Genomic DNA, 24,465 nt, shown 5'->3' with positions numbered 1-24,465 from the left:
CCCCGGCTAGAAAACCGTCATTCCCGCGAAAGCCGGAATGACGGTATTTAGGTTCCGGGCCTGAACTTAGCTGCATTCGGCCCTGGCACCGTCGTGAATCAGCGCTTGAGCTGCGACAGGTCGCGCACGGCGCCGCGATCGGCCGAGGTGGTCAGCGCGGCGTAGGCCTGCAGCGCCTGCGAGACGTAGCGGTCGCGGTTGACCGGCTGCCAGGCCTGGTCGCCCTTGGCTTCCATGGCGGCGCGGCGCGCGGCCAGGTCGGCGTCGCTGATGCGCAGGCTGATCGTGCGGTTCGGAATGTCGATGTCGATCATGTCGCCCTCCTCCACCAGGCCGATGGCGCCGCCTTCGGCCGCTTCCGGCGAGGCGTGGCCGATCACCAGGCCCGACGAGCCGCCCGAGAAGCGGCCGTCCGTCAGCAGCGCGCAGGCCTTGCCCAGACCCTTGGATTTGATGTACGAGGTCGGGTACAGCATCTCCTGCATGCCGGGGCCGCCTTTCGGACCTTCGTAGCGGATGATGACCACGTCGCCTTCATGCACGGTGTCGCCCAGGATGCCTTCCACGGCCGCGTCCTGGCTTTCGAACACGCGCGCCTTGCCGCTGAATTTCAGGATGCTTTCGTCCACGCCGGCCGTCTTCACGATGCAGCCGTTTTCCGCCAGGTTACCGTACAACACGGCCAGGCCGCCGTCCTGCGAGTAGGCGTGCGCCTTGTCGCGGATGCAGCCGGTGGCGCGGTCGGTGTCCAGCGACGCATAACGCTCCGATTGCGAGAACGCGACCTGGGTCGGCACGCCGCCGGGCGCGGCGCGGAACAGCTGCTGCACGGCCGGGTCGGCGCTGACCTTGATGTCGTTGCGCGCGATGGAGTCGGCCATGGTCGGCGCGTGGATGGTCGGCAGCGAGGTGTCGAGCAAGCCGGCGCGGGCCAGTTCGCCGAGGATGGAAACGATGCCGCCGGCGCGGTGCACGTCCTCGATGTGGAACTTGTCGGTCATCGGCGCCACCTTGCACAGGCAGGGCACCTTGCGCGAGATGCGGTCGATGTCGGCCATGTCGAACGCCACGCCCGCCTCGTGCGCGGCGGCCAGCAGGTGCAGCACGGTGTTGGTGGAGCCGCCCATGGAGACGTCGAGCGCCATCGCGTTCTCGAACGCGGCCTTGGTGGCGATCGAGCGCGGCAGCACCGAGGCGTCGTCCTGCTCGTAGTAGCGCTTGGCCAGCTCGACGACCAGGCGGCCGGCGCGCAGGAACAGTTCCTTGCGGTCGCTGTGGGTGGCGACGATGGTGCCGTTGCCGGGCAGGGACAGGCCCAGCGCCTCGGTCAGGCAGTTCATCGAGTTGGCCGTGAACATGCCCGAGCACGAGCCGCAGGTGGGGCAGGCCGAACGTTCGATCTCGGCCACGTCGGCGTCGCTGACGGTGTCGTCGCCGGCCTTGATCATGGCGTCCACCAGGTCCAGCTTGATGATCTTCTGCGCGCCGTCCACCACCTTCAGCACCTTGCCGGCCTCCATCGGACCGCCGGAGATGAACACCACGGGGATGTTCAGGCGCATGGCGGCCATCAGCATGCCGGGGGTGATCTTGTCGCAGTTGGAGATGCAGACCATGGCGTCGGCGCAGTGGGCGTTGACCATGTATTCGACCGAGTCGGCGATCAGGTCGCGCGAGGGCAGCGAGTACAGCATGCCGCCGTGGCCCATGGCGATGCCGTCGTCCACGGCGATGGTGTTGAATTCCTTGGCCACGCCGCCGGCCGCTTCGATCTCGCGCGCCACCAGCTGGCCCAGGTCCTTCAGGTGCACGTGGCCGGGCACGAACTGGGTGAACGAGTTGACGACGGCCACGATCGGCTTGTCGAAGTCGCCATCCTTCATGCCCGTGGCGCGCCACAGGGCGCGCGCGCCTGCCATGTTGCGTCCGTGGGTGGTGGTGCGTGAGCGGTATTGCGGCATGATGTCGGTCTCCAGAGTGAAAAGCTAAGGGCTATCTAAGCCCAGCGTAATACCATCAGGGTGCCTTGCGCGGGTGGCCCTGTCAAATATATGATTTACCCGTCTGTGAGTCGCAAAACATATCGAAACTTTCAAAACGAATAGAAACCCATATCAATGAACCTGGAATTGCGGCAATTACGCTATTTCGTCACCGTGGCCGAGGAACTGCACTTCGGCAAGGCGGCGCTGCGCCTGCACATGACCCAGCCGCCGCTGTCGCAAACCATCCAGGCGCTGGAGGAATTGCTGGGCGCCGCGCTGTTCGAGCGCAACCGGCGCGGCGTGACGCTGACGGCGGCCGGCGCCGCCCTGCTGCCCGAGGCGCGCCGTATGCTGGCCCAGGCGCAGGAGCTGCCGCAGCTGGTGCAGCGGGCCGCCGCCGGCGAGGTCGGGCGGCTGTCGCTGGCCTTCGTGTCGTCGGCCGACTACAGCGTGCTGCCGCCGTTCCTGCGCGCCTACCGGGCCGCCTATCCGCAGGTGCAGATCAACCTGCAGGAGGCGACCTCCGACCTGCAGCTGGACGACCTGCTGCACGCGCGCATCGACGCCGGCCTCTTGATCCCGCCGCTGCCCGACAAGAGCCGCGCCGAGCTCGACTACCTGCCGGTGCTGAACGAGCCGCTGATCCTGGCCGCGCCGGCCGGGCTGGACGCGCTCAGCACGCCCGGTCCCGTGGCGCTGGCCGACCTGCCGCCGCTGCCGCTGATCATCTTCCCGCGCGCCATCGCGCCCGCGCTGTACGACGCCGTGCTGGCCGTGTTCGGCGCGGCCGGCATCACGCCCGAGATCGGCCAGCAGGCGATCCAGATGCAGACCATCGTCAGCCTCGTCTCGGCCGGCATGGGGCTGGCGCTGGTGCCGCAATCGGTGTCTAACCTGATGCGGCCCGGGGTAGAATACCGCTCGCTGCGCGACCCCACGCCGCTGGTCGAAACGGGACTGGCCTGGCGCCGCGACCACGTGACGCCCGTGCTGCAAGGCTTTTTGGATTTACTACGAAAGAACACACCATGCTGATACACCCTATGCCCGATCCGGTCGCCGTTCATCTGGGCCCGATCGCCGTCCACTGGTATGGCCTGATGTACGTGCTGGCGTTCGCCATGTTCATCGGCCTGGGCCGCGTGCGCATCAAGCAGCCGCACATCGCCGCGCTGGGCTGGAAGAACCAGGACCTGGACGACATGCTGTTCTATGGCATGCTGGGCGTGGTGCTGGGCGGCCGCCTCGGTGAAGTGCTGTTCTACCGGCCCGCCTTCTTCTTCGCCAACCCGATCGAGATCGTCGAGGTGTGGCACGGCGGCATGTCGTTCCACGGCGGCTTCCTCGGCGTGATGGTGGCCATGTGGCTGTGGTCGCGCAAGGCCGGCCGCAACCTGATGGACGTGTACGACTTCATCGCGCCGATGGTGCCGCTCGGTTACGCGGCCGGCCGGCTCGGCAACTTCATCAACGCCGAACTGCCGGGCCGCGTGGTCAGCGACCCGTCGCTGCCATGGGCCATGCTGTGGCCGGACACCAGCTACCCGCTGCTGCCCAACCCCGTGTTCCTGCAAGGCCTGCGCCATCCGTCGCCGCTGTACCAGATGCTGATCGACGGCATCCTCGTGTTCGTCATCCTGTGGCTGTACGCGCGCAAGGCGCGGCCGCGGCTGGCCGTGGGCGCCATGTACACGCTGCTGTATGGCTGCGCGCGCTTCTTCACCGAGTATTTCCGCACGCCGGACTGGGAGGTGAACTGGGGCGGCATCCCCATCACGTCGGGCCAGATGCTGTCGCTGCCGATGATCGTCGGCGCCTTGATCCTGCTGGCGTGGTCCTACAAGCGCAATGTGGTGATGGGCGTGCCGCCCGCCACCAAGCCGGCCTGACCTGCCAAAAGGACAAAAGGGTCAGCCCCTGGGGTCCGACCCTGTGGTGAGGCCCTAGCGCAGCGCCTTCCACAGCATGTACGCGGCCAGGCAATACAGCACCACCGCGAACATTTTCTTCAGCGACTGTACCGGCAGCCGGTGCGCCGTGCGCGCGCCGACCGGCGCCAGCAGCACGCTGGACGTCACGATCACCCCCAGCGCGGGCAGGTAGATGAAGCCCAGCGAATACTGCGGCAGTCCCGCCACATTCCAGCCGAAATAAATATTCGACAGCGTGCCCGCCAGCGCAATGGGAAAACCCAGCGCGGCGCTGGTGGCCACGGCGTTGTGGATCTTCACGTTGCACCAGCTCATGAACGGCACCGAGATGAAGCCGCCGCCCGCGCCCAGCAGGCCGGCCAGCACGCCGATCACGCCGCCGGCCGCGAACATGCCCGCCCTGCCCGGCAACTCGCGGCCGGCCGCCGGCTTCCGGTTCAACAGCATCTGCGTGGCCGAGAACGAAATGAAAACGGCGAACACCAGCGCCAGCGTGGGCGACGGCAACTGCTTGCCTATCCACGGCCCCACCCACGACCCGACCAGGATGCCAGGTGCCAGCAGTGCCGCGATCGGCCAGCGCACGGCCCCGTGCAAGTGGTGCGCGCGCACCGACGATAACGATGTAAACAGTATGGTGCCCAATGAGGTGGCGATCGCCATGTGCACGATCACCTCGGGCGGGAAGCCCTTGGCGCTGAAGATCATGGTGATGAACGGCACCAGGATCATGCCGCCGCCGATGCCCAGCAGGCCGGCGCAAAAGCCGCCGAAGGCGCCCATGGCCAGCAAGGCCGCGATCAGGGTCCAGTCCATCAGGCGTCCTTGTCCAGCAGCTTGACGATGGTGTTCCACTGGCCCTTGGTGACGGGCGTGATGGACAGCCGGCTACCCTTCTGCAGCAGCACCATGTCCTCCAGCGCGGCGATGGTGCGCAGTTCGGCCAGCGGCAGCAAGCGCGTCTTCCTCGTCGCGCGCACGTCGATGGAGATCCAGCGCGGCTGCTCCGGCGTGGCCTTGGGATCGTGGTATTTGCTGTGCGCGTCGAACTGGGTGGCGTCCGGATACGGCGTGCCCACCACCTCGGCCAGGCCGGCGATGCCGGGCTGCGGGCAGCTCGAATGGTAGAACAGCACACCGTCGCCGGGGCGCATGGCGTCGCGCATGAAGTTGCGCGCCTGGTAGTTGCGTACGCCGAACCATGCCACCGTGTGCGCGGGCGCGGCCAGCACGTCGTCGATACTGACTTCGTCCGGTTCGGATTTCATCAACCAGTATTGCATGGGCACCGCCTCTCAAAACATACGGACGTAAAAAAGCGGCTGCGCATTCATCATGCTCGCAACCGCTCTTTTGGAATGAAGCCCCGCCTGTGCCGTTATGCCGGCATCCCGAACCTGATGGTTCAAGGTGGTCACAGTTAGTTCAATTTCGGGTTCGTCGGACTAGCGACGCTCACGCCCACCAAACAAAATCCCGCGACCGATGCACATAAATGGTTCAAGGAATATATGGCATTCGCGAACACTGCAGGGTGACACGGAGTTTACTCTCTCAGCCCGTTTTGGGGAAGGCGTTTCGCGCACTAAAACAGGGTTTCTTGTGGCGTCAGCGCGTTATCGAGCACCTGATTCATGGCCGCGATCTTCTGCTGCACTTCCAGTATAGACAAGTCCGACAACGGTCCCTGCGGCGCCTTCACGGACAGGAATTCGGCCGCCACGGCCAGCGCCGCCATCACGGCGATGCGGTCGTTGCCCTTGACTTTGCCGGCGTCGCGGATCGCGCACATCTTCTTGTCGAGGAAGGCGGCCGCCTCGCGCAGCGCGCGCTCCTCGTCCGCCTTGCACATCAGGCGGTAGGGCTGGCCCATGATGGTGACGTCCAGCTGCTTCATTGATTCTGCTCCTGGTCAGGCAAGGCGCCGTCGGCTTCCGCATCCGCTTCGCCGTCGAGCGCGGGGATCTGTTCGAGCAGGGCCGAGACGCGGCTGTGCGCCTCGCTCAGGCGCTTCTGATAACCGATGTTTTCCACCACCAGCGCGGCGTTTGCCTGACGCAACTGGGCGTTCTCGCGGCGCAAGGCCGCGGTCATCTCGGCCAACTGGTCGATCTTGTCGGAAAGTTCTTGGAATTCTGAAATCATCCCGTCACTATAGGATGGCTTGCGAAGGCGCGTCAACCGCTACACGGCAGAGAACACGCATATTTTTGAGGCAAGACAGGAATGGCACAGGCACGGACGCGCGGGCCGCGTCAAGGGGCGACGGCGGCCTGCGCGCGCTTGCGCCAGGCGCCGGGGCCGACGCCATGGTGGCGCTTGAAGGCGCGGTTGAAGGCGGCCTCGGACTGGTAGCCCACCGTTTCGGCGACGCTGCCGGTCGCCTGCTTGCCCTGGTCCAGCAGCCGCGCCGCCTGCGCCATGCGCAACTGGGCCAGCACGTCGGCCGGGGTGGCGCCGGCCGTCTGCCTGAACAGGCGCGCGAACGTGGCGCGCGACACATGGCACAGGGCCGCCAGTTGCGCCAGATCCCACGGCCTCTCCGGCTGCGCCAACATGGCGTGCAGGGCCGCCTGCAGCCGGCGCTCGGCCAGCAGCGCGAACAGGCCGGGGACCGTCAGCGCCTGGTCCATCCAGGCCCGGATCAGCAGCGCGAACAGGGCCGACGCCAGCTGACCGACGATCGCGCCCGAACCGGCGCGCGGCATTTCCGCCTCCGACTGCAGCATCGCCATCAGGCTGCGCAGGCTGGCCGCGTCGGGCCGGTCGGCGGTGCGCACAACCAGCAGCGGCGGCAAGGCGGCCAGCAGGCCACGGCCGCCGCCCGCTTCCGCATCGAAGTGGAATTCGCCGCACAGGATGTCGGCGGCGGGGCCGTCGCCGCCGTTGCGCACCTCGCGCAGCAGATGCTCGCCGGGCAGCACGTGCAGCGGCGACGCGGCGCCCGCCTCCCCCAGCGACAGGCGGTGCGCGCCGCCGTGCGGAAATACCACAATGTCGCCGGCCTGCAACGGCACGCCGTTTGCGGCGGCGCAATCGAGCGCCGCGCTGCCGCGCACGATCAGGTGGTAAGGCGCGATGCCCGGTCCGGCGGCCGGGTGGTCCAGCACCCACGGCGCGCCGAAATGGCAGCGCACGTCCAGGGCGGTACGCAGGGGATAGACGGCGAGCAGGCGGCTGAGAGCATCCATGGCGGTGACGAGGACGGTGACGGTTGAGACGAATGAGCAAATTCTAGCGCATTTCGAGCATTAAAAATCTCACGGACGACGCCTACACTGCTCTCCATGGCATCGACATCGCATGCCAACTCTCTTAACCACTGAAAGGAATCACCATGGACCGTCTGTTCACCCAACCCGCCGCCAACGCCACCGGCGCTGCCGCCCAACTGTTTACCGCCATCAAAGGCGCGATCGGCAAGGTGCCCAACGCCTATCTGGCGCTGGGCAACAACAGCCCGGTGGCGCTGGAGGCGGCGTTGAACCTCGACGGCGCGCTGCGCAAAAGCACCCTCAGCGCCAAGGAAGTCGAAGTGATCAAGCTGGCCGTCAGCCAGCAAGCGGGTTGCGACTATTGCGTGGCCGCGCACACGCTGATGGGCGGCAAGGCCGGCCTGAGCCCGGCGACCATGCGCGCCGTGCGCAGCGGCGATGCCAGCGGCGAAGCGCGGCTCGATGCGCTGGCGGCCTTCGTCCACACCCTGGTCGGCACCAGCGGCACGGTGCCGGCGGCGGCGGTGGAGGCTGTCAAGGCGGCCGGCGTGACGGACGCGCAGATCGCCGACACCACGCTGGCGATCGCCGCCATCACGCTGACCAACCTGTTCAACCGCGTCAACGACACCACGGTCGACTTCCCCGCCGTCGCCTGACGCGCGCCGTGACGTGATCCCTCCCCCGGCCGCCGCCCTCGCGCAGGCGGCCGGGCAATGGCCGGCGCCCGCCGAGGCCAACAGTTTGACAAGTATGTCTTGAAATACCCCCCCACCGTCCCTATAATTGGCACTCGTTAGCAAGGAGTGCTAACAACGATTTTCGCTGTTTCATCGACTGAAGCAGTCTTTGTGATTCTTTTGGCAACAACCCATTGATAGGAGTTTTGTATGAACCTTCGCCCCTTGAACGATCGCGTCATCGTCAAACGCCTGGACCAGGAAACCAAAACGGCATCCGGCCTGATCATCCCTGATGCGGCTGCTGAAAAACCTGACCAAGGCGAAGTGCTGGCCGTCGGCAATGGCAAGATTCTCGATGACGGCAAAGTGCGTCCGCTGGACGTCAAAGTCGGCGACCGCGTCCTGTTCGGCAAATACGCCGGCCAGACCGTCAAGATCGACGGCCAGGAACTGATGGTCATGCGCGAAGAAGACATCATGGCGATCGTCACCAAGTAATTGGTCACCGCCTTAACAAATTCCACGAAATTCAGGAGAAAACAACATGGCAGCTAAAGAAGTAATCTTCGGCGACGCAGCGCGCGCCAAAATGGTCGAAGGCGTCAACGTCCTGGCCAACGCAGTCAAAGTCACCCTGGGCCCGAAAGGCCGCAACGTGGTGCTGGAGCGCTCGTTCGGCGCCCCCACCGTCACCAAGGACGGCGTGTCCGTTGCCAAGGAAGTCGAACTGAAAGACAAGCTGCAGAACATGGGCGCGCAGATGGTCAAGGAAGTTGCTTCCCGCACCAGCGACAACGCCGGCGACGGCACCACCACCGCCACCGTGCTGGCCCAGGCCATCGTGCGCGAAGGCATGAAGTTCGTGGCCGCCGGCATGAACCCGATGGACCTGAAGCGCGGCATCGACAAGGCCGTGGCCGCCACCGTCGAGCAGATCGCCGCCATCGCCCGTCCATGCACCACCACCAAGGAAATCGCCCAGGTCGGTTCGATCTCGGCCAACTCCGATTCCTCGATCGGCGAGCGCATCGCTGAAGCGATGGAAAAAGTGGGCAAGGAAGGCGTCATCACCGTGGAAGACGGCAAGTCGCTGAACGACGAGCTGGACATCGTGGAAGGTATGCAGTTCGACCGCGGCTACCTGTCGCCGTACTTCATCAACAACCAGGAAAAGCAAGTCGCCATCCTGGAGAACCCGTTCGTTCTGCTGTGCGACAAGAAGATCTCCAACATCCGCGACCTGCTGCCGGTACTGGAACAAGTCGCTAAAGCCGGCCGTCCGCTGCTGATCATCGCCGAAGACATCGAAGGCGAAGCGCTGGCGACCCTGGTGGTCAACAACATCCGCGGCATCCTGAAGACCTGCGCCGTGAAAGCGCCTGGCTTCGGCGACCGTCGCAAAGCCATGCTGGAAGACATCGCCATCCTGACCGGCGGCCAGGTGGTGGCTGAGGAAGTCGGCCTGACGCTGGAAAAAATCTCGCTGGCCGAACTGGGCCAGGCCAAGCGCATCGAAGTGGGCAAGGAAAACACCATCGTCATCGACGGCGCTGGCGAAGCTGCCGGCATCGAAGGCCGCGTCAAGCAGATCCGCGTGCAGATCGAAGAAGCGACCTCGGACTACGACCGTGAGAAGCTGCAAGAGCGCGTGGCCAAGCTGGCCGGCGGCGTTGCCGTGATCAAGGTTGGCGCTGCCACCGAAGTCGAGATGAAAGAGAAGAAAGCCCGCGTGGAAGACGCCCTGCACGCCACCCGCGCTGCCGTGGAAGAAGGCATCGTGCCAGGCGGCGGCGTGGCCCTGCTGCGTGCCCGCGCTGCGCTGAACGTGAAAGGCGACAACGCCGACCAGGACGCCGGCATCAAGATCGTGCTGCGCGCCATGGAAGAGCCACTGCGCATGATCGTGCAGAACGCCGGTGAAGAAGCATCGGTGGTCGTCGCGGCCGTGCTGGCTGGCAAAGGCAACTACGGCTACAACGCCGCCAACGGCACCTATGGCGACATGGTCGAAATGGGCGTGCTGGACCCAGCCAAAGTGACCCGCTCGGCACTGCAGAACGCCGCGTCGATCGCCGGCCTGATGCTGACCACCGACTGCATGGTCGCTGAAGTAGCCGAAGACAAGCCAGCCGGCGGCATGGGTGGCATGGGCGGCATGGGCGGCATGGGCGGCATGGACGGCATGATGTAATCGCCGGCTCCCGGCACGCCGGGAGCACCGCAGCCCGCTGCAAAAAAGGCCAGCTTCTCCGGAAGCTGGCCTTTTCTTTTGCCCGCCCGCAAATTGCGGACGTGACATAAATTTCAAATGTGTTACGTCCCCAATTTCCGGCCTGAGCCGGCACGTTGCCCACGGACGGGCTTTGCTTTAGTATGGCCGCTTTCCACCGACACGTCCCCCGCTCCCCGTCCATGGCATCGTCCCCCCCGAATCCCCGCCGTACCGCCATCGTCGCCGCCCTCGTGGGGGGACTGTCGGGTGGCATCGGCACCACCTACGCCGTGTTCTCGGCCTCGACGGGCGCGTCATCGGCGATCGACATGCAGGCCAAGGCCTCCGCGACGGTGCCCGCCGCCGTCGCCAGCCAGCCGGCCACCGCGCCGTCCAGCGCACCGGGCGCCTCGTCCGCACCCGCCGCGCCCGCCCACGCCAGCCGTAGCAAGGAACAAGCCGCCGCCGCCCTGATGGCGCTGCCGGAACTGCAAGCCTGGTCGGCCCTGCTGGAGAAGCAATCGGGCGGCAAGACGCACGGCGCGCTGATCGAATACGACCCCACGCTGCGCACGGTGCGCGGCAAGACTTATTGGCAATTCAGCTTCGTGGAGAACAGCGACGAGGCGGCGCTGCGATGGGAGAGTTTCCTGCTATCGACCAGCGACGATGAAATCCTGGTGGAAGACCTGGCCAACGACGAGCTGCTCAGCCTTGAGCGCTGGCGCAAGGAAAGACAACCCGGCAAGCGCACCAGCATCGACGGCTGACGCGCGCCGATGCCGCCGCCGAGCGCCCGTTCATGCGACGGACCGCGCGCCGGGCTGGCTGGCGCCGCTCACCTGCCCCACCCACGTCACCGTCAGCACCGTGATCCCGGCCGCGAGCCAGCCGTTGATGCCGTAACCGGCGATATGGCCGGCGCTGTCCGTCTGCAAGGTCAGCCCGCCCAGCAAGGCGCCCAGGCCGCTGCCCAGTTGCTGCAAGGCCGAGTTCACACTGAGGAAGGCGCCACGGCTGGCCGGCTCCGGCACCGTCGTCATCAACGCCTGCAACGGGATATTGCGGCCCGACACGGACATCATGAAGAACGGGAAGAACGCCATCACGGCCAGCAACGGCAGCTGCGGCATGTGCGTCATGAACAGGAAGCACAGCGCCGAGAACAGCGCCACGTAGCGGTACACCTGCGGCTTGCCGGCCCGGTCCGACCACACCCCGATCAGGCGCGCCGTGAACAGCGTGACGCAACCGCCGGCCAGGTAGACGTAGGTGATCTGGGCCGGCTCGATGCCGAGGTTCCCCACCAGCATGGGCGAGATGAAGGGAATGATCAGCATGCCCGCCATCATATTCAGCACCGACAGCAGGAAGGCGCGCAGATGGCGCGGCACGCGGAACAGCCCGATCAGGTTGGGCAGCACTTCGGCCAGCGGCGTCTTGCGGCTCAGGTGTCCGCTCAACGCCGGCAGCACGACCCAGCCGGCCATCCACACCAGCAGCGACAGCAGCACCAGCAGATAGAACGGCGAGGCCCAGCCGAAGTGGGCCGCCAGCATGATGCCGGTGGGGACGCCGGCCACGGCCGCCATGCTGAACGAGGTCATCACGATGCCCATGGCCGCGCCGCGCCGCTGCGCCGGAATCAGGTCGCCGATGATGGCCTGGCCGATGGCGCCCAGCACGCCGCCCGTGAGGCCGGCGAACGCGCGCGACCACACCAGCGTGGCGAAGTCCGGCGCCAGCGCGCACGCCAGGTTGGACAGCGTGAACAGCAGGAACACCGTCAACAGCAAGCGCTTGCGGTCGAAGCGGTCGATGTAGGTGGCCGCCAGCAGGCCGGACAGTCCGGCGCACCACGCATAGGCCGAGACGGCGCCCGACACGGCCGCCGGCGAAATGGAGAAGGCGCGCATCAACTGCGGCGCCAGCGGCATCATCACCATGTAGTCCATGATGACGGTGAATTGCGTGAGGGCGAGCAGCCACAGCACGTTGCGCTCGCGCGCGGGAGTCAAGATTGTTGGCATTGTTATCCTTGAAGATAGGGGAGACGCCGGAGGTCAGTCCAGCGCCCCGATGTCGGCGATGGCGCGGCGCAGGATGGCGCGCACCTGCTCCAGCCGCGCCGGGTCCGGCCGGCCGTCGCGCGCGCGCAGGTGGACCAGGTCGCGCAGCTCGTGCATGAGGTTGCGGATGTCGCCGCGCGCGTCGCACGGTTCGGCCATGCGGGCCAGGATGGCGTCGACGAACTGGCGGTTCTCGGCCAGGAAGGCCTCGCCCTCGGGCGTGATGGTGTGCAGCTTCTTGTTGCCGTCGGCGATGGCCGACACGTGGCCCATGTCGAGCAGCATGGACAGCAGCGGATAGATGGCGCCGGGGCTGGGCGTGTAGCCGCCGCCCGAGCGCTGTTCGAGCTCCTTGATGATCTCGTAGCCATGGCGCGGCTTCTCCGCGATCAATTGCAGCACCACATAGCGCATGGCGCCGGCGTCGAACATCTTCGGCCCGCGCCCGTGGCCGCGCCCGCCGCCATGGTGGCCGTGCATGAGCGAATGGAAACGATGGGAACCGTGCAGGAATCGGAACATGGGAAACTCCTTAAGATATATCGCAATAAGATATATCGTAAACGTATTCCGTCAGAATTCAAGCGCGAATTTGTAACAGCCGTGGAGAAGCGAAAACGCCAAACCAGGGTCAGACCCTGGGGTCTGACCCTCTACATACGTCCGCATACGAGTGGAGTTAGCTATCGAGGTGGGAGATCAGCAGGCGGCGCGTTTCCGATTCGATGCCCTCGCCTTTGCGTTCGAGCACCAGCTCGGCGTTCTGGGCGTCGAGCGAGATGCCGACCGACAGGATGTCGATCAGCAGCAGTTGCAGGATGCGCGAGATCATCGACAGGAAGGTGGTGCTGTCCTCGCTGTGGTCGACCGCCAGGCACACGGTGGCCTTCTTGGCCAGCGGCGAGTTGCTGGCCGTGATGGCGATGACGTCGGCGCCGGCCGCGCGGGCCGTGTCGACCGCGTCCAGCAGATCGGGCAGCTTGCCGGAATTGGAGATGGCGATCACCACATCGCCCGCCTTCAACAGGCCGGCCGCCAGCCCGAACAGGTGCGAGTCGCCATACGACGAGGTGGGAATGCGGAAGCGGAAGAACTTGTGCTGGCCGTCCAGCGCCACCACGCGCGAGTTGCCCATGGCGTAGAACTCGACCCGCTTGGCCTTGCTGATCAAGGCGATCGCGCGGTCCAGCGAGCGCACGTCGAGCTGGTCGCGGAATTTCAGGATGGCCGACACGGTGTTGTCGATCACCTTGGCGCTCAGGTCGTGCGTGCTGTCGCTGATGCGCACCTGGCTGTGGCGCACGGGGATGGCGCCGGTCAGGCTGCTGGCGAACTTGAGCTTGAAGTCGGCCAGTCCAAGGAAGCCGAGCGAGCGGCAGAAGCGGATCACGGTCGGCTGGCTGACTTCGGCCAGCCGCGCGATGTCGGCGATCGGCTCGTTGAGCACCAGGCGCGGCTGCTCCAGCACCAGACTGGCCACGCGCTGCTCGGCCGGCGTCAGTTCGTGCTGCAGATGCTGGACGCGCTCCATCAGCGTGTTGGCGCCGCTGCGCCCGCGCAGGTGTTCGGACAAAATCGTCGCCACACCGTAGAACGCCGGGTTGGGCGTGGTGATCACATAGGTCGGGATCTCCGACAAATAGCTGGTGAAGCGGCCCTTGGCTTCGAAGCGGGCGCGGAACGGCGAGGTCTTGAACCATTCGCCCAGGCGCGGCACGATGCCGCCGCCGATGAAGACGCCGCCGAACGCACCCAGCGTGACTGCCAGGTTGGCGCTGGCGCCGCCCAGCATGGCGCAGAAGCATTCGAGCACTTCCAGGCACAGCGGGTCCTTGTCCGTCAGCGCGCCGGACATGATCTCCTGATTGGTCAGGTCGCGCACCTGGCGGCCGTTGCGTTTGGCGATGGCGCGGTAGATGATCTCCATGCCGGGGCCGGAAATCAGACGCTCGGTCGACACGTGCGACCAGGTCTGCCATGCGTATTGCAGGATCGCGTATTCGCGCTCGTCGGCCGGCGCGAAGTTGGTGTGGCCGCCTTCACTACCGAGCGTGACGAAGCCATCGACGGTGGGAATCACGCCCGACACGCCGAGGCCGGTGCCCGGACCCAGCACGCCGATCACGGAGTTGCTGGCCGGCGTGCCGCCGCCCACCTGCATCAGGTCGGCCGGTTTGAGGCCGGGCAGCGACATGGCCAGCGCCGTGAAGTCGTTCACCACCAGCAGCGTGTGCAGGCCCAGGGCGCGGCGCACTTCGTCGGTGGAGAATTCCCAGTCGCGGTTCGTCATGCGCACCTGGTCGCCGCTGACCGGATTGGCCACGGCGAGCGCCGCGTGGTTCAAGGTGATGTCGCCGTGCGCCGCCAGATAGGAGCGCAGCATGGCCACGATGTCGGGGAAGTCGTCGCACTTGAGCACGCTGACGGCGCGGAACTCGCCGGGCGCCGTCTGCAGCGCGAAACGGGCGTGGGTGGCGCCGATGTCGGCCAGCAGACGGGGACCGTCGGCGAACGCGGTGCGATTGATTTTTGGGTCAACTTCAGCTTGTTTCATCGTCGATACTGTCAAGTCGTTGAGCGGCAGGTTTTGTTTGGAAGATAACGCGCCGGAAGGCGGCAAGCATAACCGAAATACGGTCCATAAAGAAGAAAACCCCGCACAATCTGATCGTACGGGGTTTCGCGTTCCTTACTGGCCAGCCGGGAGCAAACCGAACCAGGCGCCGTAGGCCGGCAGTCTGACCTGATCGCCCTGCACTTCGCCGGGCAGGCCGTAGCCGCTCATCTGTTCCGCCCCGGCCGCCTGCGGCAAGTTGAAGCTGACCGGATCGCCACCGAGGTTGAAGATGGCGACGATGCCGCGCTCACCGTCCAGATCGCGCCGCAGCGCCAGCACGGGCTCGGGCGCGTCGAAGAAGGTGATGCCGCCGCGCGTCAGCTGCGGCAGCGCGCGGCGCCACGCGATGAACTGGCGCGTGAAGGCCAGTGACGATGCCGCGTCCTGTTCCTGCACCGACGCGGCGCGTGCCAGCTGCGGCGCCACCACGGGCAGCCACGGCTTGCCGCTGGTGAAGCCGCCATGCGTGGCGCCGTCGTCGGTCCAGGCGATCGGCGTGCGGCAGCCGTCGCGGCCCTTGAACTCCGGCCAGAACGTGATGCCGTACGGGTCTTGCAGCAGTTCGTAAGGCACGTCCGCTTCCGGGAAGGCCAGCTCGTCGCCCTGGTACAGGCACGGCGTGCCCTTGAGCGACAACTGCATGGCCAGGATCATCTTGGCGAAGGCGACAGGCGCGTCCGGGCCGCCCCAGCGGGTGGCCACGCGCTGCACGTCGTGGTTGCCGACCGACCACGAGGCCCAGCCGCCTTTGACGCGCGCTTCGAACTGCTCAACCTGCTTGCGGATGTAGTCGGCCGAGCAGGTCGGCACCAGCAGGTTGAAGCTGTAGGCCATGTGCAGTTTGTCGCCGTCGGCCGTGTATTCGGCCATCACGGCCAGCGAATCGTCGGCGCCCACTTCTCCGATGGCGACGGCGTTGTATTCATTGAGCAGGCTGCGTAGCTTTTTCAGGAAGGCCAGGTTCTCCGGACGGCTCTTGTCGTACACGTGCGCTTGCATGCCGTACGGGTTGACGTCGGACACGGTGGCCGTGTCGCGGTTGACGGCCGGCGGATTGCTGCGCAGCTCAGTGTCGTGGAAGTGGAAGTTGCAGGCGTCCAGCCGGATGCCATCCACGCCGCGTTCGAGCCAGAAGCGCAAGCAGTCCAGGTGGGCTTGCTGCACCTCCGGGTTGTGGAAGTTCAGGTCGGGCTGGCTGACCAGGAAGTTGTGCATGTAGTACTGGCGACGGCGGCTGTCCCACTGCCAGGCCGGGCCGCCGAACACGGACATCCAGTTGTTGGGCGGATTGCCATCGGGCAGCGGATCGGCCCACACATACCAGTCGGCCTTGGGATTGTCGCGGCTGGAGCGGCTTTCCTTGAACCACGGATGGTCCTCGGCCGAGTGCGACATGACCTGGTCGATCATGATGCGCAGGCCGAGGCGGTGGGCCTTGTCGATCAGCGCGTCGAAATCGGCCAGCGTGCCGAACAACGGGTCGACGTCGCAATAATCGGACACGTCATAGCCGAAATCCTTCATCGGCGATTTGAAATACGGTGAAATCCAGACGATGTCCACGCCCAGCGATGCGATATAGTCCAGCTTGGCCGTAATGCCGGGCAAATCGCCCACGCCGTCGCCATTGGTGTCGAGGAAGCTGCGCGGATACACCTGGTAGATGATGGCTTCGCGCCACCACTGGCGTTGCTGATCGGAAGGCTGGGAGAGTTGTTTGGTCATGGCAGGGCCCGATATTGAATTTGTAGACAATATACATCAGCAATATGATTTTCTCAATGGGGAGACGGTTTTCGCAACACCAAGCAAAAACCAATTAAATCAATAACTTACAAAGTTAAATGAGAACAGGGGTAACAATGAATAGTAGTCAAACTACACAAAAAGTAGCGCAACCCGTGGAAATAGAGGCCGGCAACGGCCCGATGCCGCGTCAAATTCCCTACATCATCGCCAACGAGGGCTGCGAGCGCTTCAGCTTCTACGGCATGCGCAACATCCTCACGCCCTTCCTGATCAGCACCCTCCTGCTGTTCCTGCCCCTGCCCGACCGGGCCAGCGAGGCCAAGCACGTGTTCCACACGTTCGTGATCGGCGTGTATTTCTTCCCGCTGCTCGGCGGCTGGGTGGCCGACCGCCTGTTCGGCAAATACAACACGATCCTCTGGCTGAGCCTTGTCTACGTGGCCGGCCACGCCTGCCTCGCCATCTTCGAAAACAACCTGCAAGGCTTTTATTTCGGCCTGTTCCTGATCGCGTTCGGCTCCGGCGGCATCAAGCCGCTGGTGGCGTCGTTCGTGGGCGACCAGTTCGACCAGAGCAACCGCAACCGCGCCAAGGTGGTGTTCGACGCGTTCTACTGGATCATCAACTTCGGCTCGTTCTTCGCCTCGCTGCTGATGCCGATCTTCCTGCGCGACTATGGCGCGGCCGTGGCGTTCGGCATCCCGGGCCTGCTGATGTTCATCGCCACCGTCGTGTTCTGGATGGGCAACAAGCAATATGTGCACGTGCCGCCGTCACCGGCCAATCCCCATTCCGTGCTGCGGGTGGCGCGCACGGCGCTGCTGGCGCGCCAGCCCGGCCAGTCGCGCCCGGGCCTGACGGTGGCCGCCATCGGCGCGGCCGGCGCGCTGGCCTCGCTGGCCATGACGCCGCAATGGGGCTTCGTGATCTCGGCCTGCCTGGCGCTGGTGCTGGTGCTCGCGTTCGGCGGCCTGGGCACGGCCATGCAACTGGAGCGCGCTCGCGGCGCCCATCCGGACGAGACGATCGAAGGCGTGCGGGCCGTGCTGCGCATCCTGATCGTATTCTCGCTGGTCACGCCGTTCTGGTCGCTGTTCGACCAGAAGGCCTCGACCTGGATCGTGCAGGCCAACGACATGACCAAGCCGGACTGGTTCCTGCCCGCGCAGATGCAGGCGCTCAACCCCTTGCTGGTGATGCTGCTGATCCCGTTCAACAACTTCGCGCTGTTCCCATTGCTGCGCCGAATGGGCTGGGAACCGACCACGCTGCGCCGCATGACGGGCGGGATCGCCTTCACGTCGCTGGCCTGGGTGGTGATCGGCGCCATCCAGTTGCAGATGGATGGCGGCACGCCGACCTCGATCGCGTGGCAGATCCTGCCCTACACCCTGCTCACCTTCGGTGAAGTGCTGGTGTCCACCTCGGGACTGGAATTCGCGTACAGCCAGGCGCCGGCCTCGATGAAGGGCACCATCATGAGCTTGTGGTGCCTGGCCGTCACCATCGGCAGCCTGTGGGTGCTGATCGTCAACGCGGGCGTCAAGAACGATGCCATCACGGCCATGATCGCCACCACCGGCCTCAGCTCGATCGCGTTCCAGATGTTTTTCTTCGCCGCCTTCGCGCTGGTCGCCGCCATCCTGTTTGGCTGGTACGCGCGCAGCTACCGCATGGTGAACCACTACCGGCCAGCCTGAGCCAATCCTCCCGCCCTGGGCGGAAATCCGCATGCGGCGCCGCGCCGCTGGCGGATTTCCGCCCAGTTTGCTGACGGCGCGCAAGCAGCGTGCCGCCGCGATCCGATATAAATCAACACCTTAGCGTCCGCGATGGGTTTCCCTTGTGGCTGGCACGGAACCTGCAATTGGTTCTGGCACACAACACCACAAAGGAGACCAGCATGTCCAAGTTCCGCCTGATCGCACTCGCCGCCGCCGTCCTCTGCACCGCCGCCCAGGCGGAAGACGTGGTCCGCCTCGGCAATCTCAAATTCGCCCACTACGGCGCCGTTTCCTACATCAAGGAAATCGCGCCCAAGTGCGGCATCAAAGTGGAGGAACACGTGTTCGCCAAGGGCCCGGATGTGATGCAAGCCATCCTGGCCGGTGAACTGGACGTGGGCGCCACCGCCTCCGAGGCCGCCATTTCCGGCCGCGCCAACGGCGCGCCGATCTACGTCGTCGCCGGTTTCGCCAAAGGCGGCGCGCGCCTGGTCGCGCGCCCCGATGCCGGCATCAAGTCGATCAAGGATTTGAAGGGCAAGAAGGTGGGCGTCACGCGCGGCGGCATCCATGAGGTGCTGCTGGTGGCCGAACTGGCCCAGCACGGCATGACGGCGTCCGACCAGCCGGGCAAGGATGTGCAGCTGATCTACCTCGCGTTCGCCGACTTGAACCAGGCGCTGCTGGGCAAGAACCTGGACGCCATCATGCAAAGCGAACCGCAATCGTCGCAGGCCATCAACAAGGGCTACGGCGTGGAGGTGATGAAGCCGTACGACACGCCGATCGGCGCGCCCGTGCGCACCATGGTGATGAGCGAGAAGTTCTACAAGGAGCATCGCCCGGTGGCGGCCAAGTTCATGAACTGCTTCGTGCAGGCGACCAAGCTGTTCATCGACAACCAGGCCGTGGCCGAGAAATACGTGCGCGAAGTGATCTTCAAGAACCAGATCACGAAGAACGACTTCAATGACGCCATCAGCAATTCGCCCTACAGCTACGACATCACGCCCGAGCACATCCAGCTCACCACCGACGTGATGGCGAAAACCGGCACCGGCAAGATGCGCACGCCGCCTGTGGCCAAGGACTGGGTCAAGACCGACCTGCTGGAAGCGGCCAAGAAAAGCCTCAACATCCAATAAGCGGGGACGCCATGAAACAACAACACTGGCGTGAACTCGCCGCCGGCATCGTGGTGCCGGTGCTCGTCGTCGCCCTGTGGCAGGTTTCCGCCATGCTGGGCTGGGTCAACCCGCAGGTGCTGCCGTCGCCGGCGGCCGTGGTGCACAAGTGGTTCGAATACCTGCTGCCGCTGCAGCCCTACGATCCGGCCGCCGGCTCGTGGCTGGCGTGGGCCTTCTCCGGTGAGCTGGTGGGCGATACGCTCAGCAGCATGTACCGGGTGGTGGTCGGCTTCGCGGTGGGCGCGGGCCTGGCGCTGCCGCTGGGCCTGGTGATGGGGTCGAGCAAGCGCATGTACGCGTGGCTCAACCCGCTGATGCAGGTGCTGCGGCCGATTCCGCCGATCGCCTACATTCCGCTGGCGATCCTGTGGTTCGGGCTTGGCAACGCGCCGGCCGTGTTCCTGATCGCGCTGGGCGCCTTCTTCCCGGTGCTGATGAACACCATCGCCGGCGTGCGCCAGGTGGACGGCATCTACATCCGCGCCGCCCGCAACCTGGGCGTGGGCCAGCACACCATGTTCGTGCGGGTGATGCTGCCGGCCGCCGTGCCCTACATCCTGTCGGGCGTGCGGATCGGCATCGGCACCGCGTTCATCGTCGTCATCGTGTCGGAGATGATCGCCGTGAACAACGGGCTCGGCTTCCGCATCCTGGAGGCGCGCGAGTACTTCTGGTCGGACAAGATCATCGCCGGCATGATCAGCATCGGCTTGCTGGGACTGGCGATCGACGTGGCCATGAACAAATTGAACAACCATCTGCTGCGCTGGCACCGCGGCCTGGAGAACTGACATGAGCGCATCCCACATCGCCGTACGCGGCGTCAACAAGGTATTCCAGGCCGATGGCCGCGACGTCGTCGCCCTCAAGAACATCGAGCTCGACATCCCGCAGGGGCAGTTCGTCTGCCTGCTGGGGCCATCGGGCTGCGGCAAGTCCACGCTGCTGAACGCCGTGGCGGGATTTTCGCTGCCCTCGTCGGGCACCATCCACGCGGACGGCAAGCTGGTGACGGGCCCCGGCCCCGAACGCGGCATGGTGTTCCAGGAATACGCGCTGTTCCCGTGGATGACGGTGGCGAAGAACATCGCGTTCGGCCTGGAGATCAAGGGCATGGGCCAGCGCGAGATCGACGCCAAGGTGGCCGATCTGCTGAAGATGCTGTCGCTGCAGGACTTCGCCCAGCGCTATCCGAAAGACCTGTCGGGCGGCATGCGCCAGCGCGTGGCGATCGCCCGCGTGCTGGCGCTCGACTCGCCCATCATGCTGATGGACGAGCCGTTCGGCGCATTGGACGCGCTGACCCGGCGCAACCTGCAGGACGAACTGCTGCGCATCTGGTCGGAGCTGAAGAAGACCATCATCTTCGTCACGCACAGCATCGAGGAAGCGATCTACCTGGCCGACCGCATCATCGTCATGACCTACCGGCCCGGCACGGTCAAGCGCGACATGCTGGTGGAGCTGCCACGGCTGCGCGACCCGGCCGCCGCCGAGTTCAATGCCCTCAAGCGCGAACTGGGGCAGCTGGTGATGGAGGAACAGCAGCGCCACCACAACGACGAAATCCGCATCGCCGCCGTCGATTGAGGGACCATCCACGGGGCGCGCAATACCGTTAAACGAAATATCGTCGTTCCCGCGCAGGCGGGAACCCATACACAGCAAGCGATTGCACAGCGCATGCGTTCTATGGGTACCCGCCTGCGCGGGTACGACGGCTTAACTTTGCGACTTGAAGATGCGTCCCCGGCCCCCCTCAGCTTTACGGTACAGTAGCATCATGAAGCGCGCATTCCCCTCCCTGCTGCTGTTCCCAGCCCTGATCCTGGCCGCCTGCATCGTGGCGGGCGCCTGGCTGCTCGGCACCCGCCACGCCCGCGCCGAGCTGCAGGACCAGGCCCAGCGCCAGCTGCAGCTGATCGCCCCCGACCTGCAATCGGTGCTGCAAAAATTCGAAACCCTGCCCTTCGTGCTCGGCTTCCAGCCCGACCTGATCCAGGCCCTGGCCCACCCCAACGACCCGCAAGCCATCGCGCGCCTGAACAGCACCCTGCACACCATCCAGCAGCAAGCCAAGGTGGGCGCCATCTACGTGATGGACCGCGACGGCCTCACGCTGGGCGCCAGCAACTGGGACCAGCCGCTGGGATTCGTCGGCAAGAACTTCTCGTACCGGCCCTACTTCCGCGCCGCGCTGCACGGCCAGGCGGGCCGCTTCTACGGCATCGGCACCAGCACCAGCGAGGCTGGCTACTTCATCGCCCAACCCGTGTACCGCGACGGCAGCGCGCGCGGCGCCGTGGCCGGCGTGGTGGCCGTCAAAATCAGCCTGGCCGAATTCGAGCGCACCTGGCGCAGCAGCGCCGATCCCATCGTGCTGGCCGACCGCAGCGGCGTGATCTTCCTCAGCAACCGCCCGGACTGGATCTACCGCAGCCTGCACCAGCTCGATGCGGCCACCGTGCAGGAACTGGCGCGCACCCAGCAATACCTGGACAAACCGATCGCGCCGCTGCCCGCCAACGTCACCCGGCCCGTCACCCAGCCGGTCGGAGAACTGGGCTGGCAATTGATGCTGTTCCCCGGCCAAGCGCGCGTGGCGCGCGCCGGTGTGCAATGGGCGCTGGCGGCCGCGCTGCTGCTGGCTTGCGCGGCCGTGTCGCTGTGGGCCATCCACCAGCGCCGGCGCCGGCTGGAGGAAGCCCAGGCCTCGCGCGCCGCGCTGCAACGGGCCGCGCTGCAACTGGAAGACCGCATCGCCGAACGCACCGACCAGCTGCGCCAGACCAACGCCAGTCTGGAAGCGCGCTACGCCAAGCTGCAGGAGACGGAGCAGTTGCTGCGCTCGACCCAGAATGAACTGATCCAGGCCGGCAAGCTGGCCATGCTGGGCCAGATGGCGGCCGGCGTCACGCATGAACTGAACCAACCGCTGGCGGCCATCCGCGCCTTCGCCGAGAATGCCCGCACCTTCCTGGAGCGTGGCATGACGGCGCAGGCGGCCGGCAACCTGGGACACATCGCCGACGCCAGCGCGCGCATGGGCGCCATCATCAGCCAGCTCAAAGGCTTCGCGCGCAAGGATGAAAGCGTGGCCACGGTGGACCTGGCGGCCTGCGTGCGGGCTGCCTGCTTCCTGCTGCAAAGCGAATTCCGCCGGCTCGGCGTGGCGCTGGAGGTGACGGCCGACGATGGCTGCTGCAAGGTGTCCGGCGACGCCGTGCGCATCGAGCAGGTGCTGATCAACCTGCTGCGCAACGCGCTCGACGCCGTGGAGGCGGGCGCGCCGGACGCGCCGCGCCGCGTGGACGTGGCGCTCGCGCGCGAAGATGCGTCCGACCATGCGCAGGCGCTGGTGAGCATCAGCGACAGCGGCCCGGGCATACCGGAACAGGTGGCGGCCCACCTGTTCGAACCGTTTTTCACCACCAAGCCATCCGGCAAGGGATTGGGGCTGGGACTGGCGATTTCGTCGTCCATCGTGCAGGCCATGAACGGCCAGCTCACGGCCCGCAACCTGCCGGAAGGCGGCGCGCGCTTCGAACTGCGCCTGCCATTGTTGATAGAAGGAGTGTGACGTGGAGTGCGATGTGAGCGCGATGCAGGCGATCCTGGTTGAAGATGAAGCGGCGCTGCGCCTGGCTACCAGCCAGACGCTGGAACTGGCCGGCTTCACCGTGCAGGCGTGCGACAGCGCGGAGCAAGCGCTGCCCCTGCTGCGGCCCGACTACGCCGGGGTGGTGGTGACGGACGTGCGCCTGCCCGGCCGCAGCGGCCTGGAATTGCTGGAGCAGGTGGTGGCGCTGGACGCCGAACTGCCCGTCATCGTCGTCACCGGCCACGGCGACGTCAGCATGGCGGTGGCGGCCATGCGCGCCGGCGCCTACGACTTCATCGAGAAGCCATTCGCCGCCGAGCGCCTGCAGGAGACGGTGCGCCGCGCCCAGGAACGGCGCGCGCTGGTGCTGGAGAACCGCGCGCTGCGCGCCCAGCGCGCCCTGCATCCGGACCTGCCCGATCTGGTGGGACGCTCCGAGGCGATCGAGCGCCTGAAGGTCATGATCCGCAACGTGGCGCCGGCCGCGGTCGATGTGCTGATCCACGGCCAGACCGGCACCGGCAAGGAAGTGGTGGCGCGCCTGCTGCACGCGGCCAGCGGCCGCAAGGGCCAGTTCGTGGCCATCAATTGCGGCGCCCTGCCGGAGTCCGTGTTCGAAAGCGAAATCTTCGGCCACGAGGCGGGCGCCTTCACGGGCGCGCAGAAGCGCCGCATCGGCAAACTGGAATATGCCAACGGCGGCACGGTGTTCCTGGACGAGATCGAGAGCATGCCGATGGCGCTGCAAGTGAAGCTGCTGCGCGTGCTGCAGGAACGCCGGCTGGAACGGTTGGGCGGCAACGACAGCATCGCGCTTGACTGCCGCGTGGTGGCCGCCACCAAGACCGACCTGCTGCAACAGGCCGCGCAAGGCCTGTTCCGCGAAGACCTGTACTACCGCATCGGCGTGGTCAGCCTGGAGCTGCCGCGCCTGCGCGACCGGCCCGACGACATTCCGCTGCTGCTGGCCCACTTCGTGCGGGACGCGGCGGCCCGCTTCCAACGTCCCGTGCCCGCATGGAGCGCGCAGCAGATGGCGCAGTGGCAGGCCGCCGACTGGCCCGGCAACGTGCGCGAACTGCGCAACTTCGCCGAACGGCTGGTGCTGGGCGTGGCGCAGATGCCGGGCGCCGCCGCCATCGCAGCAACCACGACAGCGTCTGCGGCTGCGACCGAACCGGCCAGCGCGCCACAGGCGGAATCGGCCAGCCCTTCCCTGCCCCAACAGGTCGACCAGTTCGAACGCGAACTGATCGTGCGCGCGCTCGACGCCACCGACGGCAACGTCGCGCTGGCCGCCGACCACCTGGCCGTGCCGCGCAAGACCCTGTACGACAAGCTCAAAAAGTACCAGATCGGCACAGGAAAGAAATAAGCCCGACGCAAATTCGTATCAAAACTACAGAAATTGGATTACCATATCCGGCAAATTCAAGGGCATCAACTACATTTTTGTAGTTGCACTACCAAATGATGATACGGAGATGAGCTG

The 24,465-nt window shown here is 65.8% G+C and carries 22 protein-coding genes and 1 other RNA gene; 12 read left to right on the top strand and 11 right to left on the bottom strand.

All coding sequences use genetic code 11. The features are described 5' to 3' along the window. Positions 1 to 98 precede the first annotated feature (98 nt). Entirely contained in the window at positions 99 to 1,961 is a 1,863-nt protein-coding gene (gene ilvD, locus AC1RQG_RS05255) for a dihydroxy-acid dehydratase (protein ID WP_493129008.1), read from the bottom strand. Positions 1,962 to 2,117: 156 nt separating this feature from the next. Between ilvD and AC1RQG_RS05250 the strand changes: the two genes are divergently transcribed. Further along, positions 2,118 to 3,020, top strand: a complete 903-nt coding sequence (locus AC1RQG_RS05250; protein ID WP_493129006.1) for a LysR family transcriptional regulator — start codon at positions 2,118 to 2,120, stop codon at positions 3,018 to 3,020. Further along, positions 3,014 to 3,874, top strand: coding sequence for a prolipoprotein diacylglyceryl transferase (lgt, locus tag AC1RQG_RS05245; protein ID WP_493129004.1), 861 nt, complete (start codon positions 3,014 to 3,016; stop codon positions 3,872 to 3,874). The genes AC1RQG_RS05250 and lgt overlap by 7 nt, the downstream gene beginning before the upstream one ends. Positions 3,875 to 3,928: 54 nt before the next feature. Here lgt and AC1RQG_RS05240 read toward each other — a convergent pair whose 3' ends face one another. From AC1RQG_RS05240 to AC1RQG_RS05215, 6 genes are all read right to left on the bottom strand, one after another. Then, a complete protein-coding gene (locus tag AC1RQG_RS05240) occupies positions 3,929 to 4,732 on the bottom strand; it encodes a sulfite exporter TauE/SafE family protein (protein WP_493129002.1) in 804 nt (267 codons plus the stop codon). Then, the gene (locus AC1RQG_RS05235; RefSeq protein WP_493129000.1) at positions 4,732 to 5,199 is read right to left on the bottom strand and encodes an EVE domain-containing protein; all 468 of its coding nucleotides are present in this window, start codon (positions 5,197 to 5,199) and stop codon (positions 4,732 to 4,734) included. The genes AC1RQG_RS05240 and AC1RQG_RS05235 overlap by 1 nt, the downstream gene beginning before the upstream one ends. A 76-nt stretch (positions 5,200 to 5,275) precedes the next feature. After that, positions 5,276 to 5,455, bottom strand: a non-coding RNA gene (ssrS, locus tag AC1RQG_RS05230) — 6S RNA. 46 nt (positions 5,456 to 5,501) lie between these two features. Continuing rightward, a complete protein-coding gene (locus tag AC1RQG_RS05225; protein WP_493128998.1) occupies positions 5,502 to 5,813 on the bottom strand; it encodes a cell division protein ZapA in 312 nt (103 codons plus the stop codon). Beyond that, on the bottom strand, positions 5,810 to 6,061 hold the full coding sequence (locus tag AC1RQG_RS05220) for a hypothetical protein (RefSeq protein ID WP_493128997.1): 252 nt from the start codon (positions 6,059 to 6,061) through the stop codon (positions 5,810 to 5,812). Before AC1RQG_RS05220 ends, AC1RQG_RS05225 begins: the two co-directional genes overlap by 4 nt. Before the next feature lie 110 nt (positions 6,062 to 6,171). After that, positions 6,172 to 7,107: an AraC family transcriptional regulator gene (locus AC1RQG_RS05215; RefSeq protein WP_493128995.1), complete on the bottom strand. Its 936-nt coding sequence runs from the start codon at positions 7,105 to 7,107 to the stop codon at positions 6,172 to 6,174. 146 nt (positions 7,108 to 7,253) lie between these two features. Between AC1RQG_RS05215 and AC1RQG_RS05210 the strand changes: the two genes are divergently transcribed. The 4 genes from AC1RQG_RS05210 (at position 7,254) to AC1RQG_RS05195 (ending at position 10,796) form a co-directional block, all read left to right on the top strand. After that, positions 7,254 to 7,790 (top strand): carboxymuconolactone decarboxylase family protein, encoded by a 537-nt coding sequence (locus AC1RQG_RS05210; protein WP_493128993.1) that lies wholly within the window; start codon positions 7,254 to 7,256, stop codon positions 7,788 to 7,790. Positions 7,791 to 8,021: 231 nt separating this feature from the next. Next, entirely contained in the window at positions 8,022 to 8,312 is a 291-nt protein-coding gene (groES, locus tag AC1RQG_RS05205; protein WP_161015212.1) for a co-chaperone GroES, read from the top strand. A gap of 46 nt (positions 8,313 to 8,358) precedes the next feature. After that, on the top strand, positions 8,359 to 10,005 hold the full coding sequence (gene groL, locus AC1RQG_RS05200) for a chaperonin GroEL (protein ID WP_493128990.1): 1,647 nt from the start codon (positions 8,359 to 8,361) through the stop codon (positions 10,003 to 10,005). 221 nt (positions 10,006 to 10,226) lie between these two features. After that, entirely contained in the window at positions 10,227 to 10,796 is a 570-nt protein-coding gene (locus tag AC1RQG_RS05195) for a hypothetical protein (RefSeq protein ID WP_493128988.1), read from the top strand. Between the two features lie 30 nt (positions 10,797 to 10,826). Here the strand turns inward: AC1RQG_RS05195 and AC1RQG_RS05190 are convergent, their stop codons facing one another. From AC1RQG_RS05190 to AC1RQG_RS05175, 4 genes are all read right to left on the bottom strand, one after another. Beyond that, positions 10,827 to 12,056: an MFS transporter gene (locus AC1RQG_RS05190; protein ID WP_493128986.1), complete on the bottom strand. Its 1,230-nt coding sequence runs from the start codon at positions 12,054 to 12,056 to the stop codon at positions 10,827 to 10,829. Positions 12,057 to 12,089: 33 nt separating this feature from the next. Then, a complete protein-coding gene (locus tag AC1RQG_RS05185; RefSeq protein WP_493128984.1) occupies positions 12,090 to 12,617 on the bottom strand; it encodes a PadR family transcriptional regulator in 528 nt (175 codons plus the stop codon). Positions 12,618 to 12,774: 157 nt separating this feature from the next. Beyond that, positions 12,775 to 14,649 (bottom strand): glucokinase, encoded by a 1,875-nt coding sequence (locus AC1RQG_RS05180; protein WP_493128982.1) that lies wholly within the window; start codon positions 14,647 to 14,649, stop codon positions 12,775 to 12,777. A gap of 135 nt (positions 14,650 to 14,784) precedes the next feature. Then, the gene (locus AC1RQG_RS05175; protein WP_493128980.1) at positions 14,785 to 16,437 is read right to left on the bottom strand and encodes an alpha-glucosidase; all 1,653 of its coding nucleotides are present in this window, start codon (positions 16,435 to 16,437) and stop codon (positions 14,785 to 14,787) included. Positions 16,438 to 16,640: 203 nt separating this feature from the next. Here AC1RQG_RS05175 and AC1RQG_RS05170 point away from each other — a divergent pair, with 203 nt between their 5' ends. The 6 genes from AC1RQG_RS05170 to AC1RQG_RS05145 all read left to right on the top strand — a co-directional run bounded on the left by AC1RQG_RS05170 (position 16,641) and on the right by AC1RQG_RS05145 (position 24,348). After that, positions 16,641 to 18,161 carry a POT-type proton-dependent oligopeptide transporter gene (locus AC1RQG_RS05170; protein WP_493128978.1) on the top strand — a complete coding sequence of 507 codons (1,521 nt, stop codon included), beginning with the start codon at positions 16,641 to 16,643 and terminating at the stop codon, positions 18,159 to 18,161. Between the two features lie 203 nt (positions 18,162 to 18,364). After that, positions 18,365 to 19,330, top strand: a complete 966-nt coding sequence (locus AC1RQG_RS05165; RefSeq protein WP_493128976.1) for an ABC transporter substrate-binding protein — start codon at positions 18,365 to 18,367, stop codon at positions 19,328 to 19,330. A gap of 11 nt (positions 19,331 to 19,341) precedes the next feature. Continuing rightward, positions 19,342 to 20,163: an ABC transporter permease gene (locus AC1RQG_RS05160; RefSeq protein ID WP_493128975.1), complete on the top strand. Its 822-nt coding sequence runs from the start codon at positions 19,342 to 19,344 to the stop codon at positions 20,161 to 20,163. Between the two features lies 1 nt (position 20,164). Then, the gene (locus AC1RQG_RS05155; protein ID WP_493128973.1) at positions 20,165 to 20,962 is read left to right on the top strand and encodes an ABC transporter ATP-binding protein; all 798 of its coding nucleotides are present in this window, start codon (positions 20,165 to 20,167) and stop codon (positions 20,960 to 20,962) included. Positions 20,963 to 21,155: 193 nt separating this feature from the next. Continuing rightward, positions 21,156 to 22,952, top strand: a complete 1,797-nt coding sequence (locus AC1RQG_RS05150; protein WP_493128971.1) for a sensor histidine kinase — start codon at positions 21,156 to 21,158, stop codon at positions 22,950 to 22,952. A gap of 22 nt (positions 22,953 to 22,974) precedes the next feature. Then, positions 22,975 to 24,348 (top strand): sigma-54-dependent transcriptional regulator, encoded by a 1,374-nt coding sequence (locus AC1RQG_RS05145; RefSeq protein ID WP_493129289.1) that lies wholly within the window; start codon positions 22,975 to 22,977, stop codon positions 24,346 to 24,348. Positions 24,349 to 24,465: the final 117 nt, after the last annotated feature.

This window comes from Rugamonas sp. GW822-FHT03B10 (assembly GCF_058801745.1).
This window is presented reverse-complemented; position numbering and strand designations above follow the sequence as displayed.

Excerpts from the sequence above, each read along its gene's own strand:
- ilvD (WP_493129008.1), bottom strand. The coding sequence starts at position 1,961 with ATGCCGCAATACCGCTCACGCACCACCACCCACGGACGCAACATGGCA.
- AC1RQG_RS05250 (WP_493129006.1), top strand. The coding sequence starts at position 2,118 with ATGAACCTGGAATTGCGGCAATTACGCTATTTCGTCACCGTGGCCGAG.
- lgt (WP_493129004.1), top strand. The coding sequence starts at position 3,014 with ATGCTGATACACCCTATGCCCGATCCGGTCGCCGTTCATCTGGGCCCG.
- AC1RQG_RS05240 (WP_493129002.1), bottom strand. The coding sequence starts at position 4,732 with ATGGACTGGACCCTGATCGCGGCCTTGCTGGCCATGGGCGCCTTCGGC.
- AC1RQG_RS05235 (WP_493129000.1), bottom strand. The coding sequence starts at position 5,199 with ATGCAATACTGGTTGATGAAATCCGAACCGGACGAAGTCAGTATCGAC.
- AC1RQG_RS05225 (WP_493128998.1), bottom strand. The coding sequence starts at position 5,813 with ATGAAGCAGCTGGACGTCACCATCATGGGCCAGCCCTACCGCCTGATG.
- AC1RQG_RS05220 (WP_493128997.1), bottom strand. The coding sequence starts at position 6,061 with ATGATTTCAGAATTCCAAGAACTTTCCGACAAGATCGACCAGTTGGCC.
- AC1RQG_RS05215 (WP_493128995.1), bottom strand. The coding sequence starts at position 7,107 with ATGGATGCTCTCAGCCGCCTGCTCGCCGTCTATCCCCTGCGTACCGCC.
- AC1RQG_RS05210 (WP_493128993.1), top strand. The coding sequence starts at position 7,254 with ATGGACCGTCTGTTCACCCAACCCGCCGCCAACGCCACCGGCGCTGCC.
- groES (WP_161015212.1), top strand. The coding sequence starts at position 8,022 with ATGAACCTTCGCCCCTTGAACGATCGCGTCATCGTCAAACGCCTGGAC.
- groL (WP_493128990.1), top strand. The coding sequence starts at position 8,359 with ATGGCAGCTAAAGAAGTAATCTTCGGCGACGCAGCGCGCGCCAAAATG.
- AC1RQG_RS05195 (WP_493128988.1), top strand. The coding sequence starts at position 10,227 with ATGGCATCGTCCCCCCCGAATCCCCGCCGTACCGCCATCGTCGCCGCC.
- AC1RQG_RS05190 (WP_493128986.1), bottom strand. The coding sequence starts at position 12,056 with ATGCCAACAATCTTGACTCCCGCGCGCGAGCGCAACGTGCTGTGGCTG.
- AC1RQG_RS05185 (WP_493128984.1), bottom strand. The coding sequence starts at position 12,617 with ATGTTCCGATTCCTGCACGGTTCCCATCGTTTCCATTCGCTCATGCAC.
- AC1RQG_RS05180 (WP_493128982.1), bottom strand. The coding sequence starts at position 14,649 with ATGAAACAAGCTGAAGTTGACCCAAAAATCAATCGCACCGCGTTCGCC.
- AC1RQG_RS05175 (WP_493128980.1), bottom strand. The coding sequence starts at position 16,437 with ATGACCAAACAACTCTCCCAGCCTTCCGATCAGCAACGCCAGTGGTGG.
- AC1RQG_RS05170 (WP_493128978.1), top strand. The coding sequence starts at position 16,641 with ATGCCGCGTCAAATTCCCTACATCATCGCCAACGAGGGCTGCGAGCGC.
- AC1RQG_RS05165 (WP_493128976.1), top strand. The coding sequence starts at position 18,365 with ATGTCCAAGTTCCGCCTGATCGCACTCGCCGCCGCCGTCCTCTGCACC.
- AC1RQG_RS05160 (WP_493128975.1), top strand. The coding sequence starts at position 19,342 with ATGAAACAACAACACTGGCGTGAACTCGCCGCCGGCATCGTGGTGCCG.
- AC1RQG_RS05155 (WP_493128973.1), top strand. The coding sequence starts at position 20,165 with ATGAGCGCATCCCACATCGCCGTACGCGGCGTCAACAAGGTATTCCAG.
- AC1RQG_RS05150 (WP_493128971.1), top strand. The coding sequence starts at position 21,156 with ATGAAGCGCGCATTCCCCTCCCTGCTGCTGTTCCCAGCCCTGATCCTG.
- AC1RQG_RS05145 (WP_493129289.1), top strand. The coding sequence starts at position 22,975 with ATGCAGGCGATCCTGGTTGAAGATGAAGCGGCGCTGCGCCTGGCTACC.